Origin of the sequence: Pseudomonas sp. PAMC 26793 (assembly GCF_000313235.1) — a bacterium.
Classification (GTDB): domain Bacteria; phylum Pseudomonadota; class Gammaproteobacteria; order Pseudomonadales; family Pseudomonadaceae; genus Aquipseudomonas; species Aquipseudomonas yamanorum.
Window position 1 is genome coordinate 248259 of record NZ_AMXG01000026.1, and the last position, 14565, is coordinate 262823.

Below are 14565 nucleotides of genomic sequence, written 5' to 3' on the forward strand. Positions count from 1 at the left end.
ATGAGCGTGCATGAACTCGAACTTCCGCTGGATGTGGAATGGCCCGCCGAACGGGTCACGGTGCTGCCCGAGGCGTTGGCGCAATTGCGCCATTGGGCACAAGTGACCCCGTTGCACAGCGCCCTGCGCCACAAGCGTGACGGCCAGTGGTACGCCTGGCGCTGGATTGATGCGTTGCGGGATGTCGAACGCCTGGCTGATGGCTTGCGTCAGCAGGGCTTTACCGAACAGTCACGGCTGGCCCTCAGCGGTGCCTTCGAGCCCGGTCTGTTACTGCTGGCCCTGGCCGCCCAGGTGATCGGTGGCCAGATCCTGACCCTGGCGGATGACCTCGAGCCCGCGGCCTTGCAGCAACAGGTGTGGCGCATCCGGCCTACCCATGCGTATGTCCCTGGGTTCCAGCCGTTGGCGGTCGTGCAACGAATCGACCCCGTAGACACCTCCCAACGGCTCTGCCGCTGGTGGCAGCCTTGCGCCAAGACCGAATTGTGGAGCGAGGAGAGCACCCATTGGCAAGGTGGCCTGGCGGCGGTGCTTGAGCAATGGCTCAAGAGCGGCCAAAGCCTGGGCTTCCCACAGTCGAGCTGAACTAGGCGTCCCATGTCGATGTGCTGGATACTGCACGGGGCGATTTTTACCACAACCATTCAGGCAGACAGTAAGGGCGCAATTTCATGAGTGAAACCGAACGCGGACAGGCAACGAGCGCCATTCGCAACGCTGATGTGCTGATTGTCGGCGGCGGCCTGAGCGGGACGATGCTGGCGGTGCAGTTGCTGCGCCTGCCGGGCAAGCGGCAGATCCTGGTGATCGAACCGCGCCAGGAGCTGGGGCGTGGCGAGGCCTACAGTGCGGTAGAGCTTGGCCACACCTTGAACGGCAACGCCGCACGCATGAGCGTCGACCCGGACAATGCCGATGACCTGACCCAGTGGCTGACCGCCTATATCGCCGATGGCGGTTGGCCCGAGTCGGATCAACAACACGTGCCCATCAGTGAACTGTTCCCGCCCCGTGGGATTTTTGGCTTGTACGCGCAACAACGGCTGGCGGAGGCCAAGGCGCTGTCGGCGTCGACCGTCGAGCATGTCCGCGCCGAAGTGGTAGACCTTGAGGTGGACGAACACGCCACGCTGTTGACCTTGAGCGACGGCCAGCAACTGCGCGGTGCCTTTGCCGTATTGGCCACCGGCATGTTCCCCGCAGCGCGCACGCCACAGACCGAATCCAGCGGCTTGAATGCCGCAGCAGTCGACCCGTGGGATGTGCAGGCCATGACCCAACTGGACCCGCAAGCCACGGTGCTGATCATCGGTTCCGGGCTGACCATGGTGGACGCCGTGGTGTCCCTGGAACAGGCCGGTCATCGCGGGCCCATTGAGATTTTTTCGCGCCACGGCCTGCTGCCCCACGTGCGCCGGCAGCCGCCGGCCTGGGTCGACTTTCTGGGGGAAGACCATAGCCTGCGCAGTCCCCGGCAATTGCTGCGGGAAGTACGCCGCCACTGCAAGATCGCGCTCGAGCAGGGGATCGACTGGCAAGCGCCACTGGACACCGTGCGCGCCCATATCGGACGTTTGTGGAGCCAGGCCAGCGAGGCCGAGAAACGCCAGTTCGTGCGGCATATTCGGCCCTGGTGGGAAAGCCATCACCACCGCTCGCCGCCCTTGAGTGCCGAGTTGGTGGCGCGGTTGCAGGGGGAAGGGCGGTTGCGGATCCGCGCAGCTTCGTACAAGGGGCTGGTGCCTTCGCAGGGTGATGTCACGATTCGCCTGCGTCCTCGTGGCGAACAGACCATCGTTCAGGTGTCGGGGGCTGCGCTGATCAACTCCAGCGGGATTGAATATGACTGGCGGCGCGTGGCCCGGCCGTTGCCTCGGCAGTTGCTCAAGCGTGGGTTGATTCAGCCCGGGCCGCTGGCGTTGGGGATTGCGGCGGATGTGTCGGGGGCGGTGCTGGATGCCAACGGCCAAGTCAGCCAGCGACTATTTGCCATGGGCCCACCGTTGCGCGGGATGTGGTGGGAAAGTACCGCGGTGACGGATGTGGCGATTCAGGCCAAGGCGCTGGCCGCAAGGTTGGCACACCTCTAAGTCTAATGTGTGGCTTGCCTGCGATAGCAGTGGGTCAGTTGCATCTTTATCAACTGAGAGATTGCTATCGCAGGCAAGCCAGCTCCTACAGGTCGGGTTCAGGGACCGACCTTCACAAACCCTGGCTTCAACCCAAACACCTCCACCCCCTGCGCCGTCGACTGCCCGGTTGTCACGGTCACCCGCTCCACCGGCTTGTCCATCGCGGCCCGATATTCCACCGTCATCACACCGTCCCCGCGACGGATCGCCTGGGCCGGTACGACAATCGCCTGGTCATTGTTGTAGGTCACGATGGTCAACCGCGCACTCATCCCCAACCTTACCCGTTGCAGCTGCTGCGGGGTCAGCTTGGGGATCGACAGGGTCACCGGAAACTGCGCGCTGCCCTGGCTGTCGCTGGCAATCGCCAAGCCACTGACCACACTGACCGAGCCCGTCAACCGTTCCCCGTCAAACCCGTCGCCCATCACCTCCACCGCCTGCCCTTGGTGCAACTGGTTGATGTCCAGCTCCGAGACCTTGGCGACGATTTTCAGCTTCTCGATATTCGCCAGTCCAAACAGCACCTGGCCCTGGCTGACCTTGCTCCCGGCCTGCACCGGCGCGTTATTGTTCCCGCCGCCCTGGGCCGATGAGTTACTGCCCGGCGCCGGCACCACGATGCCGGAGAACGGTGCCTTGACCTCCCTGCCGTCGAGCAGGGTATGCAGGGCGTCGTATTTCACCGTGGCGTTGGTCAGTTCCATATCGGCGATCTGTCGGTATTCGCCTTTGCCTTGTTCAATCGCCTGTTGCAGTTCGCTGCGGGCAGCCACCAGGTCCAGCTGTTGCTGGGTGGCCTGTTGCTTGAGGTCGTCGAGTTCGTTACGCGGAATGATGCCGCGCTTGAACAGGTTTTCGCTTTCGGTGAGTTTGCGCTGGGTGTTGCTGGCGGTCATTTCGGCGGTGCGCAGGCTGCGGCGGGCGCGGCCGACTTGCTGGCCGCTGTCCCAGTCCTGCATTTCCTGCACGGTGCGCCGGGCCTTGAGCTGCGCGGAGAGGGCGTCACGCAATTGCACTTCAAGGGTGGCCGGGTCCATGCGCAGCAACACCTGGCCGGCTTCCACCCGCTGGCCTTGCTCCACCAGGTTGGCCTGCACGTTGCCGTCGAACGGCGCAGTGAGGGTGATGGTGGTGTCAGGCTCGATCTTGCCCACCAGGCCGATCTGATGCACCAACGGGTCGACCTTCACCGCCAGCCATTGTTCGGCGTTGCCGGGTTGATTAGCGGCCGGGCTCTGGCGGCTGAGCAGCGTGATGCCGACACCGGCCACCAGCACAATCAACACGGCACCCAGCAGGCGCTTTTTATTAGTAGTCATTGAGGGCGATTTCCCAGCTTTCCAGCGTCATGCCCAGGGTCAAGTCGAGCTGAGTCTGGGCGTTCAAATAGGCAATCAGCGCATTGAGCCGTGAGTTCTCGGCGTTGCGCAGGTCGGTTTCGAAGCTCAATACCTGGAAGTTCGTGGAGCGCCCGGCGCTGAGTTTTTCCCGTTCGATTTCGATCTTGCGCTTGGACAGGTCCACCGCTCGCAGAGAGATCTCATACTGGCGCCAGCGGGTGCCCAGGTCGCGCACCACATCGTTGACGTCGCGCTCCAGTTGCTGGCGGGCGTCGGCGATGATGATCTCCTGGTTTTCCACATCAACCCGCGCGTGCACCTCGGCCTGGCGGGTGCTGATGTCGCCGATGGGAATCTGCACCTGCACGCCGGCGTAGCTGTCCCAGCGTCGGTTATTCGAAGAGCCGTTGTCGTTGTCGGTGGCGGCCCGAATCTGGTTGGCGCCGGCCACCAGGTCCACTTGCCAGCGGCCGGAGTCCTTGGCGATCACCAGGTTGAGGTCGGCCTGCTGGCTGCCGAGCAGGGTGGCGAGGTATTCCGGCTGCTGGTTCTGCGCCAGGATGAAGGCCTGGCGCTTGTCGATGTCCATGCGCTTGGCTTCCAGGGCCTCGGTGGCGCGGATCGGCGTCGACAGGTCAAGGGCCAGCAGGCGCAGCAGGGCCAGGCGGCTGGTGTCCAGTTGGTTCTGGGCTTCTTCCACCCCCAGTTGCTGGGTGGCGATATCGGCTTCGGTCTGCACAATCTCGAACTCGGCCATGCGCCCGGCACTGATCAGTGCCTTGTTCACTTCCAGCAAGGTACCGGAGCGCTTGAGGGCGTCCTGCACGATAGTCAACTGCTCCTGGGCCCGCAGCAATTCGCGGTAGGTGGCGATGATGTTGCTGATGGTCTGCGCCACGTTGGCCTTGAGGTTCAGGCGGTTGGCCTGCTCCGACAGGCGTGACAGGCGCAGCGGGGCGGTGGTGGCGTCCCAGCCGGCACCGCGCATCAGGGGCTGGATCACTGACAGGTCGAGGCCGTCGCTGCGGTAGCGCCCGGCGCGATCGGCGTTGTTCAGTTGCTGGGTCCAGTTCATGCTCAGGCGCGTGCCGTACTCACCGAGCAAGGTGGCATTGGGCGCCAGGTTGGCGTTGCGGGCGCTGTCGTCGGTGCCCTTGGTGGCGCGGTAGTAGCTGTTCAGGGTCAGCTTGGGGTTGAACGTGTCTTCGGCCACCCGCAGGTCGAATTTCTGCGCGACCCGTTGCAGGTACGCGCTGCGAATCGCCGGGTTGTTGCGCAGGCCCAGGTAGACCGCGTCGCCCAGGGTCAGGGTGGTGGACTGGGCATTCAACGACACGCCGCGGTCATAGCCGCTGCGGGTGGTGCTGGGCGCCGACGGGCGAATCACCACGTCGGCGGCCACGCTGTGCAGGCTCACCAGGGCGGTCAACAACAGCAGCCGTTTATTCATCGCGCAGGGCCTCCACCGGCTGCAGCCGCGAGGCCGACACGGCCGGATAGATCCCGAAAAACAGCCCCACCAGCAAGGTGCTACCGACGCCGAGCGGCAGCGCGGCAACCGCCAGGGAAAACTGCCAGCCGGACAGCCAGGCATACAGATAGGCGGCGGTCATGCCCACGACCGCGCCGCATAACGCGCCGACGGCGGTCAGGGTGACGGCTTCCAGCAGGAACAGGTTGCGAATGTCCCGCCGGCGCGCACCGAGTGCCATGCGGATCCCGATTTCCCGACGCCGCTCTGAGACGTTCATCAGCATCACGTTCATCACCCCCACGCCGCCGCCCACCAGGGAAATCGCGCCCAGGGCCAGCAGCAGATAAGCGAAGGTACGGCTTTGGCGGGTCATGCCGTCGATCATTTGCTGGGGCACCTGGATGTCGACATCGTGGTCGGTGAGCTGGGTTCGCAACGCCACGGCTGCATCCCGGGCTACACGCTCCATGTCCTGGCCGGGAGTGGCGCGGATCACCACATTGCCGATTTGTGGGCTGAAGTAGATCCGACGCATGCCCGGGGCGGGGACGAAAAGCGATTCGTTGGCCTGTACAGGGATCAGCATGGCCCGGGGCTGGTTTTGAAGAATGCCCACCACCAGGTACAGGTAGTCATTGATGCGCACCCGGTCCCCCAGTTGCAGCGGGTCGCCGGGAGCACTCAGGGCCTGGACGACCTGTTCGCCGACGACCGCGTAGGTTTCTCCCGCGTCGAAGGTCGACAGGAAACGCCCCTCGCGCACCGACAGGCGCATGGCGTCCTTGAGGTCTGGCGTACTGCCGACAAAGCTGCCATTGAAGGTGCGGCCATGGAACACCACCGGACCGCTGAACATCGAAATCGCGCCAATATGGGCGATGCCGGACACGCTGCGGCGCACCGCCTCCAGGTCCAGGCTGGCCGGCATAGGGGCAATGCTGGCGCCCTTGGGCGGAAATTGCGCCACCAGGGTGTCGGTGCCCATGTCCTTGAAAATCATCGCCGCGTCTTCGGCGGCGTTGTGCCCGATATTGATCAGCGCCACCACCGACGAACTGCCGATGACGATGCCCAGCAAGGCCAGGATCGAGCGCTTGCCCAGGGTGCGCAGGCTGACAAATGCCTCATGCAGCAATTGGCTCAGGCTTTGTTCGACCCGCAGGCTCATAGGCGCTCGGCCTCTTGCACCACGCCATTGCGCACCAGGATCTTGCGGTTCAGGCGTTCGGCAATGTGCGGGTCATGGGTGACGATGATCAGCGTCACCTGCTGCTCGCGATTGAGCGCCAGCAACAGGTCCATGATCTCCTGGGCGGTGGTGCTGTCGAGGTTGCCGGTGGGTTCGTCGGCGAGGATCACCGACGGGTTGCCCACCAATGCGCGGGCGATGGCCACCCGTTGGCGCTGGCCGCCGGAAAGGTCGGCCGGGCGGTGGTGGGCGCGTTCGGCCAGGCCCACCTGGTCGAGCATGCGCATTGCCTGTTCCACCGAGTCATGGCGCGACACGCCGCGATAGCTGAGGGGCAGGGCAACATTGTCCAGGGCACTGAGGCGCGGCAGCAGGTTGAAGCTTTGAAAGACGAAACCGATCTGCTGATTGCGGATCGCCGCCAGTTGATCGGGGCTGGCGCTGAAAATGTCATGGCCGGCAAAGCGGTACTGGCCGCAGTCAGGCAGATCAAGCAGGCCGAGGATATTGAGCAGAGTACTTTTGCCGGAGCCGGATGCGCCGAGGATGCCGCAGCTGTCACCGGTTTCGATGGCCAGGCATACATCATTGAGAATCGACAGGTGCTGGCCGGCCAGCTGATAGCTTTTGCCGATGCCTTGCAGGGAAATGAAGCCTGAGTGCGCGGGGATATCTGTCATCATGACTACGCCTGCAGCCTCGACAGCGCCGTGCTTCCCCCGAAAATCCTTGTAACAAGTTCAGGAGCTGCCTGGTACACGTCACGGACTGGTTTTATTTCTTGTTTTTAAAATATTGTTTGAATACTAACCGCGTTCCAGCCGTTCCGCCAGCCATGGATATAGAGCGGTTTTACCCCTTGAAACGATTCTTCTACAGGGCATTTCAGGCGTCTGAAAAGTCCATCAGCTACCCTCAACAAGCCCGGCTCTGTTGGGTTTGAATAGTATGGCGCAGTGTCACTACTTGCTTTCAGGCTGCGGCCCCGGTATAAAAAATCAAATTAATTTTTAAAACAATATTTCCGCAGTGGAACCCCACCCCCTATGGTCGCGAAGAAACTCAGCGCTCCAAACGTTACCAAGACTCGATTGCTGGATGCGACAGAGGCTCTTTTCATCAAATACGGCTATGACGCTGTTTTGTTGCGGCAGATTACCGAGAGGGCCCAGGTCAATCTCGCTGCGGTGAATTACCACTTCGGGGACAAGGATTCCCTGATGAAAACCCTGCTGATGCAACGTCTGGAGCCGCTCAACGAGCAGCGCCTGGAGTTGCTGGCCAGGTGCGAGGCCGAATCCGATGGCCCGCTGGATTGCGACACCCTGCTTGGCGTGCTGTTTGCCCCGGCCATGGGCCTGGAGCGCAGCGATCCGGCCAGTGGGGAAGGGCGTTCATTCATCCGTTTCCTGGGGCGGGTGTACAGCGACACCTCGCCGTTTATCCAGGAATACCTCAAGGTGCATTACCAGCCGGTGTTCCAACGCTTTTTTGAAGCGTTCGCCCTGGCATTGCCGGACCTGCCGCGCAACGAACTGGGGGTGCGTTTGCAATTTGCCCTCAAGGCAATCTCCGGGGTGATGGCCGGTACCGAGCTGCGCTTGCTGATGAACTCCATGAGCCTGGGACGCCCGGCCACGGATGCCGAGGTCATGGCCAAGCTGATTACCCTGGTGTCGGCAGCGATTCGTGTGCCGCAGCAAAGCCCTGAAGCCGAAACGGCCCTGGCGCGGGTGCTCGATACCCAGCGCGCGATACGTGAGCAAGCGGCGTCGCCTGTCAACAAGGTTGCTCGCTGACCCGTCAAGACCGGCTCGCAATGAGCCGGTTTGCTTCGACGCCTCTCTCAAGAAACCGTGTGAACACTCAAATCCCGGGCAAAAAAAACCCGCTGGGGCGGCGGGTTTTTAACTACAACGTTTGTAACGGATGAGGCTTTACCCTACGTCTCCGGATGTGAATAAAACGTGAAAAATATGTAAGAGAAAGTGTGAAGTCTAGTGGCTTGTGTAAACCCGACAAATGGCTGTCAGCGTTGACTGTGAACCCGGGCAATAAAGTCCAAAAGGTACTCACTCACCCTTTCCGGCGCATCCTCCATCAGAAAATGCCCGGCGTTTTCCACCACCTGCAGCACTGCCCCACGAATGTCGTTTTGCAGGCGATGTGCATACGCCAGCGGCTGCCATTCATCTTCAGCGCCCCACAAAATCTGCACCGGCAAATCCATGCCCGGCAGGCGCTCCGCAAAATCGGCGGTATACCGCGCGTCGTAATGCGCCACCTGATGCTGGTAGAACGCCGGCTGGCCGATCACGCCACTGATCGGCGCCAGGTATTCCTCCAGCAGCGCGCCCTGCATCACGCTCTTGTCGAACACGGCCATGGCCAGCTGTCGGATCATCAACGCCCGGTGTTCATCCGGCGTCATGCGCGCATGTTCGGCAAATCGCTGATGAATCCCGCGCCAGGTGGGCGATGGCCACGAGTCATAGCTGGGGGCGTCGGCGACCGTCAGTGAGTGCACCCGCTGCGGATGGTCAAGGGCAAACAGCAGCGCGTTGACGCCGCCGATGTCATGGCCCACCAGGTGCACCCGCTCAAGCCCCCAGTGGTCCAGCAAATCGCCGATCAAGCGGCTTTGTGCGGCCACCGACGTATCCCCCTGGAGTGGACGCTCCGAAGCGCCAAAACCCAACAGGTCGAACAAGTGGACCTGCATGCCGGCGGCAGTCAGGCGCGGCACCACTTTGCGCCAGATGATGGAATGGGCGGGCGTGCCGTGCAGCAACAACACCGGTAGCCCCTCACCATGGCGGCCAGTGGCAATGCGCCAACCGTTGATCAGTGCGGTTTCGTTAAGCAGGGCAGTCATGACAGATCCTCGCAGTGAATGAAGGCTTTACCCTAAAGCTCGGCTGGTCATGACACCAATGACAACTTACTCTCTACCTATCCTGTTTTTGTCATAGGTGTTGATCATGAATCAGCGACTGCCCATCGATGTGCTGCGTGCCCTGCAAACCGTGGTCGAAACCGGCAGTGTTACCCGTGCGGCCGAGCGCCTGAACCTCAGCCAGTCGGCGGTCAGCTGGAAGATCAAGCGCCTGGAGAAACAACTTGAACGGCCATTGATCCAGCGCGAAGGCCAGCGCCTGGTGGCCAGCGATGACGGCGCGCAGCTGCTGGTCCACGCCCGGCGCATCATCGAGGCCCACGACGCGGCGTTGGCGCATTTCAATCCGGTGCAGTTGCAAGGCTCCATCCGCCTGGGCGCCACCGAACAGGTGCCGATGGCCGAGTTGTCGAACTTGCTCGGCCAGTTTTCCCGGCAACACCGCCAGTTGGATGTACGGATCGTGGTGGAACAGAGCCACGTGCTTCGCCAGGCCCTGGTGGACCGCGAGCTGGACCTGGCGCTGCACCAGGATTTCATTTCGCGTATCGAAGCGCGGGACCAGGTGCTGTGGACCGAACAGGTGCACTGGTGCGCCCGGCCCGGCTGGCAGCCAGCGCCTGACGAATGCGTGCGGTTGATCACCTTCGGCCCCGGCTGTTTTTACCGGCAACTGGCCCAGGAACGCCTGAGCGCCTTGGGCATTCGCTGGCAGGTGGTGGTGGAGTGTGGGTCGGTGGAGGGTGTGGTATCGGCCATCGCCGCCGGCTTGGGCATCGGCCTGCTCAGCAGTGACCACCTCGACAAACGCGTGGAACTGCATCGCCCTTTCGAGCAGCAGATGCCGCTGCCCGAAGTGGCGAATGTGTTGCGCTTTGCCGAGGACAACCCCGAGCCCCGGTTACAGGCGTTGCAGCAACTGCTGGTACAGGCGCTGCACCGGGGCTGATCAGATTTTCCAGTGGCTGGCGCTCTTGGCCAGGCGCTGGCGCATGCCATCAATGTTCGCCGCCAATTGCAGGGTCAATAACCGGTAACCGTCCAGGGCGTTGACCACCGGCACTTCAAATGTCTGCTCGTGGGTCGGCGTGTTGCTCGGCCGTTCCAGCCGGTCGGTAGCCCCGGATTGCAACGCCCGCGCCATCCCGATCAACTGCACCCGGATCTGACGATGCTCGGCCTTCAACGCCACTTGCATACGCGCCAACGCTTCCTCGTCCCGTGGATCGGGACGAGTGTTGCCGAGGATCTCCAGGGTGCTGATGCACATCCGCAAATGCCGCTGCAGGGTGTCCAGCTCGGTCATGGAAATCCGCACTTCCTTGGACACCGATGGCATCAATGAGCGCAGTTGCAGCATTGCCGCATTCAAGCGGTTGAGCAGTTTCAGGTGCTCATCGTCAGTGACCGACTGGCCGCTGATGATCCGGCTATAAATCGCCGCGCAATCGCGCAAGGCACTAGCCAGGTTGTAGCGCCAGGAATACACCGCATACAGCGGGAGGGCGAAGGAAAACGCCAGGGCCAGGACGATACCGATCAGGATGTCGACCGTGCGCCACAGCCCGTCCGATATCGGATTATCGCCATGGCCCGCGACGATAAATACGGTAATGGCCGACAGCAACGCGATGTATCCGCCCTTGCCGATGGCGTGATAGGAAAAGAACCCGCACACCACCGACATCAGCAAGTAGGTCAACAACGGCTGCCCCAGATACGCCTGTTGCAGCACCAGCAACAAACCGACGCTGGCGCCGATCAACGTGCCGTAGGCGCGCTCGACGGCTTTCTTGCCGATATTGCCGTGATGCTGCAAACCGCCGATCACGATCAACATCGTCACCGAGGCCCACTCACCGTGGGGCAGGTTGATGCCGGTGGTCAGCAGGATCGTGGCCAGCAACCCAATGGAAACCCGTACCGCGTGGATCAATTTGGCGTGACGGTAGCGCCGATACGGGTCCAGCAACGGACGCAGCAAGCGGCGGGCGAAGAGGGGGAGATTCATTGGTATCAGGGTAACCTCGTTGTTCAGGCTTCACTCAGTTCCAATGTGGGAGCGGGCTTGCTCGCGAAGACGGCGTGCCAGTCAATACATCCGGCGACTGAACCACCGCTTTCGCGAGCAAGCCCGCTCCCACATTTTTAGATCGGTGTCGGGCTCAGAAAATATAATCAGTGGTCAGAAAGCTCGACGTGCGCTCCTGCAGGATATCGCTGACCAGTTCCTTGTTGCTCGCCTGGAACTTGGTCGCCACCAGGGTACGGATCGAAAACACCCGCAGCGCATCATGCACCGACAGCGTGCCCTCGGCCGAGTTCTTGCGCCCGTTGAACGGAAAACTGTCCGGCCCGCGCTGGCACTGGGCATTGATATTGATCCGTCCCACCTGGTTGGCGAACGCGTCCACCAAGCGCCCGACTTCCCTCGGGCTGGTGCCGAAGATACTCAGTTGCTGGCCGAAGTCCGATTCCAGCACGTAGTCGATCACCGTCTCCAGGTCGCGGTAAGGCACGATCGGCACCACCGGGCCAAACTGCTCCTCGTGGTACACACGCATCTGCGGGCTCACCGGGTACAGCACCGCCGGGTAGAAAAACGAACCACGGCGGGTGCCGCCATTTTCGTTCACCACCTTGGCGCCATGGGCCAGTGCGTCGGTCACCAGGCCGCCGAGGTAATCGACCTTGCCCTGCTCGGGCAGCGGTGTCAGCGACACGCCGTCTTCCCACGGCATGCCAGGCTTGAGGGTCGCCAGTTTGTGGTTGAATTTCTCGATAAAGCTGTCGACCACGTCTTCATGCACAAACAGGATCTTCAACGCGGTGCAACGCTGGCCGTTGAACGAGAGCGAACCGGTGACGGCTTCGTTGACCGCATTGTCCAGGTCGACCTGCGGCAGCACGATCCCGGGGTTCTTCGCATCCAGGCCCAGCGCCGCGCGTAGGCGGTGGGGTTTTGGGTGCAGCTTCTTCAAATCGCTGGCGGCCTTGTTGGTGCCGATAAACGCAAAGATATCGATCTTGCCGCTGGCCATCAGCGCGCTGACGGTCTCGCGGCCGCTGCCGTAGATCACGTTGATCACGCCGGCCGGGAAGCTGTCGCGGAACGCCTCCAGCAACGGGCGAATCAGCAGCACGCCGAGCTTGGCGGGCTTGAACACCACGGTGTTGCCCATGATCAGCGCCGGGATCAGCGTGGTGAAGGTCTCGTTCAGCGGGTAGTTGTAGGGGCCCATGCACAGGGCCACGCCCAGCGGTACGCGGCGGATTTGCCCGAGGGTGTCCTGTTCCAGCTCGAAGCGGCTGGAGCGGCGGTCGAGTTCCTTGAGGGCATTGATGGTGTCGGTGATGTAGTCGCAGGTGCGGTCGAACTCTTTCTGCGAGTCCTTGAGGTTCTTGCCAATCTCCCACATCAGCAGCTTGACCACCGCCTCGCGCTGTTCACGCATGCGCCGCAAAAACGCTTCGACATGCTGGATGCGGTCCACCACGCGCATGGTCGGCCACGCGCCCTGGCCACGGTCGTAAGCGGCTACGGCGGCGTCGAGGGCGGTCAAGGCGGTGTCGGCGTCCAGCAGCGGGGTACTGCCGATGATCACCGGCGTGTCACCGTCGGCGCCGCGCAACTGCACCGGGCTGCGCACTTCGGCCAAGGGGCCGTTCCACACATGCAACTGGCCGCCGACCAGGTAATCGCGTTGTTCAATGGGCGCCGCGAGCCGGAATTGCTCGGGAATCTCGGCGGCAGTGGGAAACAGCTGGGCGAGCAGGTTGTCGGTGGTCATGTCGCTACCCCTGGAATGGTTGCAAAACGTGACTAGAGATTCACCCATCAACGGCCCGTGTGGCAAGGGCTAGACGCATTAACCCGCGAACCCTGGAAAACCTTGAGCACAATCGGGCGCTCGCCGGGTAAACTGCGCGGCTTTCTTGAAGGAGTTCACATGAGTCAGTACCAGCCGGGCATTCTTGCCGCACCGGTGCCGTTGCAGGCACGCCATCTGTTTTTTGCCATTGAGTCCCTGGATGCCGTGCCTGGCGCACTGGATGCGCTGGTGCAGTTGGTGGACGCCAATGCGGTGGTCGGTTTTGGTGAGCCGCTGGTCAATGCCCTTGGTGCCCGGATTGACGGGTTGCGGGCGTTCCCTCATGTGAGCGGGCCGGGGGCGGAGAATCCGTCGACCCAGCAGGCGCTGTGGGTCTGGTTGCACGGTGTGGATCGTGGTGAGCTGCTGTTGCGCAGCCGGGCGTTCGAGAAGGCCCTGGCGCCGGGGTTTGGTCTGGTGCAGATGACCGAGGGGTTTCGCTACAAGACCGGGTTTGACCTGACCGACTATGAGGATGGCACTGAGAATCCGCATGATGATGCGGCGGTGGATGCGGCGGTGGCGCAGGGTGGTGCGAGCTTTGCGGCGATCCAGCAGTGGCAGCATGATCTGGATGGGTTTGCGGCGTTGCCGGCTCTGGAGCGGGATCACATTATTGGTCGGCGCCATGGTGATAACGAGGAGCTGGAGGACGCGCCGGAGTCGGCGCACACCAAGCGTACGGCCCAGGAGAGTTTTACCCCGGAGGCGTTTGTGGTGCGTCGGTCGATGCCATGGGCCGAGAATGGTCAGGCGGGGTTGATGTTCCTGGCGTTTGGGCATTCGTTTGATGCGTTTGAAGCGCAACTGCGGCGGATGAGTGGGCTTGAGGATGGGATTGTTGATGGGTTGTATCGCATTAGTAAGCCGTTGACTGGGGGGTATTACTGGTGTCCGCCGGTGTGTGATGGGCGGGTGGATTTGAGCTTGGTGCTCTGAGGGTTTTTACGGAGTACATATCCGTTATTTAGGTAACGGCCACTTATGGTTTCGCTCTTACAGCGAGTCACTTTTGGCAAACGCCCCAAAAGTAACCAAAAGGTCTTTGCCCCACCACTCGGTGCCTCGCTTAGGCTCGGCATGCCCGCACTCCGGCCCGGTTCCGCGGGCCGCCGCGACGGGCCATCCTTGGCCCGGCGCGGCTAAATCGGCATCCTTGCCGATTTACCCGCTCCACCGTGCCTACTTGCGGCCATCGTGGTTGACGGGGCCCGCAGATCAAAATCAAAAGCAAGAGCACAGCGGCCTCCCGGCCGGCTTGAGTGTTAAACGCAAAAGCAAAGACCACAGCGAAAACAGAGCTGCTTTCCTGTGGGAGCGGGCTTGCTCGCGAAAAACCTGAGAGCGCCGCGTTCATCCAGAATGCCCACGTCATCGTTAACGACCTTCGCGAGCAAGCCCGCTCCCACATTTTTGACCGTGCCCGCTTTAGCTTTTGATTTTGCTCTTCAACACTCAAGCCGGCCGGGAGGCCGCTGTGCTCTTGATCTGCTTTTGATCTTGATCTTAGGCGCCCCGTTAAACCACGCTGGCCGAACGCAGGCTTTGGAGCGTGGGTAACCTGGCAGGACGCCAGGTTAGCCGCGCTGGGCCAAGGATGGCCCATCGCGGCGGCCCACGGTCCAAAGCCGGAGTGAGGGCACACCGAGCCTAAGC

At 62.1% G+C, this 14565-nt stretch carries 12 protein-coding genes; 5 read left to right on the plus strand and 7 right to left on the minus strand.

Annotated elements, in window-relative coordinates; all coding sequences use genetic code 11:
- Both D109_RS0111430 and D109_RS0111435 read left to right on the plus strand, forming a co-directional pair.
- Positions 1-588: an AMP-binding protein gene (locus D109_RS0111430; protein ID WP_017477004.1), complete on the plus strand. Its 588-nt coding sequence runs from the start codon at positions 1-3 to the stop codon at positions 586-588.
- An 86-nt stretch (positions 589-674) separates the two neighbouring features.
- Positions 675-2093, plus strand: coding sequence for an FAD/NAD(P)-binding protein (locus tag D109_RS0111435; RefSeq protein ID WP_017477005.1), 1419 nt, complete (start codon positions 675-677; stop codon positions 2091-2093).
- A 98-nt stretch (positions 2094-2191) separates the two neighbouring features.
- On the opposite strand, the gene D109_RS0111440 is transcribed toward D109_RS0111435, so the two are convergent.
- The 4 genes from D109_RS0111440 to D109_RS0111455 are packed head-to-tail and all read right to left on the minus strand — an operon-like array spanning position 2192 to position 6824.
- Positions 2192-3457 (minus strand): efflux RND transporter periplasmic adaptor subunit, encoded by a 1266-nt coding sequence (locus D109_RS0111440; RefSeq protein WP_017477006.1) that lies wholly within the window; start codon positions 3455-3457, stop codon positions 2192-2194.
- On the minus strand, positions 3447-4928 hold the full coding sequence (locus D109_RS0111445; RefSeq protein ID WP_017477007.1) for a TolC family protein: 1482 nt from the start codon (positions 4926-4928) through the stop codon (positions 3447-3449). Before D109_RS0111445 ends, D109_RS0111440 begins: the two co-directional genes overlap by 11 nt.
- A complete protein-coding gene (locus D109_RS0111450; protein WP_017477008.1) occupies positions 4921-6120 on the minus strand; it encodes an ABC transporter permease in 1200 nt (399 codons plus the stop codon). Before D109_RS0111450 ends, D109_RS0111445 begins: the two co-directional genes overlap by 8 nt.
- Positions 6117-6824, minus strand: coding sequence for an ABC transporter ATP-binding protein (locus D109_RS0111455; protein ID WP_017477009.1), 708 nt, complete (start codon positions 6822-6824; stop codon positions 6117-6119). The genes D109_RS0111450 and D109_RS0111455 overlap by 4 nt, the downstream gene beginning before the upstream one ends.
- 363 nt (positions 6825-7187) lie before the next feature.
- Between D109_RS0111455 and D109_RS0111460 the strand changes: the two genes are divergently transcribed.
- Positions 7188-7940 (plus strand): TetR/AcrR family transcriptional regulator, encoded by a 753-nt coding sequence (locus tag D109_RS0111460; RefSeq protein WP_003211721.1) that lies wholly within the window; start codon positions 7188-7190, stop codon positions 7938-7940.
- Positions 7941-8170: 230 nt separating this feature from the next.
- Here D109_RS0111460 and D109_RS0111465 read toward each other — a convergent pair whose 3' ends face one another.
- Positions 8171-9016 carry an alpha/beta fold hydrolase gene (locus D109_RS0111465; RefSeq protein ID WP_017477010.1) on the minus strand — a complete coding sequence of 282 codons (846 nt, stop codon included), beginning with the start codon at positions 9014-9016 and terminating at the stop codon, positions 8171-8173.
- 106 nt (positions 9017-9122) lie between these two features.
- Here D109_RS0111465 and D109_RS0111470 point away from each other — a divergent pair, with 106 nt between their 5' ends.
- A complete protein-coding gene (locus D109_RS0111470) occupies positions 9123-9986 on the plus strand; it encodes a LysR family transcriptional regulator (protein ID WP_017477011.1) in 864 nt (287 codons plus the stop codon).
- Here the strand turns inward: D109_RS0111470 and D109_RS0111475 are convergent, their stop codons facing one another.
- Together D109_RS0111475 and D109_RS0111480 are read right to left on the minus strand one after the other, a co-directional pair.
- Positions 9987-11048: an FUSC family protein gene (locus D109_RS0111475; RefSeq protein ID WP_017477012.1), complete on the minus strand. Its 1062-nt coding sequence runs from the start codon at positions 11046-11048 to the stop codon at positions 9987-9989.
- Between the two features lie 154 nt (positions 11049-11202).
- Positions 11203-12828 carry an NADP-dependent glyceraldehyde-3-phosphate dehydrogenase gene (locus D109_RS0111480; RefSeq protein ID WP_017477013.1) on the minus strand — a complete coding sequence of 542 codons (1626 nt, stop codon included), beginning with the start codon at positions 12826-12828 and terminating at the stop codon, positions 11203-11205.
- A 159-nt stretch (positions 12829-12987) separates the two neighbouring features.
- Between D109_RS0111480 and D109_RS0111485 the strand changes: the two genes are divergently transcribed.
- The gene (locus D109_RS0111485) at positions 12988-13848 is read left to right on the plus strand and encodes a Dyp-type peroxidase (RefSeq protein ID WP_017477014.1); all 861 of its coding nucleotides are present in this window, start codon (positions 12988-12990) and stop codon (positions 13846-13848) included.
- Positions 13849-14565: the final 717 nt, after the last annotated feature.

What these genes read in the sequence shown, in the direction of transcription:
- D109_RS0111430 (WP_017477004.1), top strand. Translation starts at nt 1, where the DNA reads ATGAGCGTGCATGAACTCGAACTTCCGCTGGATGTGGAATGGCCCGCC.
- D109_RS0111435 (WP_017477005.1), top strand. Translation starts at nt 675, where the DNA reads ATGAGTGAAACCGAACGCGGACAGGCAACGAGCGCCATTCGCAACGCT.
- D109_RS0111440 (WP_017477006.1), bottom strand. Translation starts at nt 3,457, where the DNA reads ATGACTACTAATAAAAAGCGCCTGCTGGGTGCCGTGTTGATTGTGCTG.
- D109_RS0111445 (WP_017477007.1), bottom strand. Translation starts at nt 4,928, where the DNA reads ATGAATAAACGGCTGCTGTTGTTGACCGCCCTGGTGAGCCTGCACAGC.
- D109_RS0111450 (WP_017477008.1), bottom strand. Translation starts at nt 6,120, where the DNA reads ATGAGCCTGCGGGTCGAACAAAGCCTGAGCCAATTGCTGCATGAGGCA.
- D109_RS0111455 (WP_017477009.1), bottom strand. Translation starts at nt 6,824, where the DNA reads ATGATGACAGATATCCCCGCGCACTCAGGCTTCATTTCCCTGCAAGGC.
- D109_RS0111460 (WP_003211721.1), top strand. Translation starts at nt 7,188, where the DNA reads ATGGTCGCGAAGAAACTCAGCGCTCCAAACGTTACCAAGACTCGATTG.
- D109_RS0111465 (WP_017477010.1), bottom strand. Translation starts at nt 9,016, where the DNA reads ATGACTGCCCTGCTTAACGAAACCGCACTGATCAACGGTTGGCGCATT.
- D109_RS0111470 (WP_017477011.1), top strand. Translation starts at nt 9,123, where the DNA reads ATGAATCAGCGACTGCCCATCGATGTGCTGCGTGCCCTGCAAACCGTG.
- D109_RS0111475 (WP_017477012.1), bottom strand. Translation starts at nt 11,048, where the DNA reads ATGAATCTCCCCCTCTTCGCCCGCCGCTTGCTGCGTCCGTTGCTGGAC.
- D109_RS0111480 (WP_017477013.1), bottom strand. Translation starts at nt 12,828, where the DNA reads ATGACCACCGACAACCTGCTCGCCCAGCTGTTTCCCACTGCCGCCGAG.
- D109_RS0111485 (WP_017477014.1), top strand. Translation starts at nt 12,988, where the DNA reads ATGAGTCAGTACCAGCCGGGCATTCTTGCCGCACCGGTGCCGTTGCAG.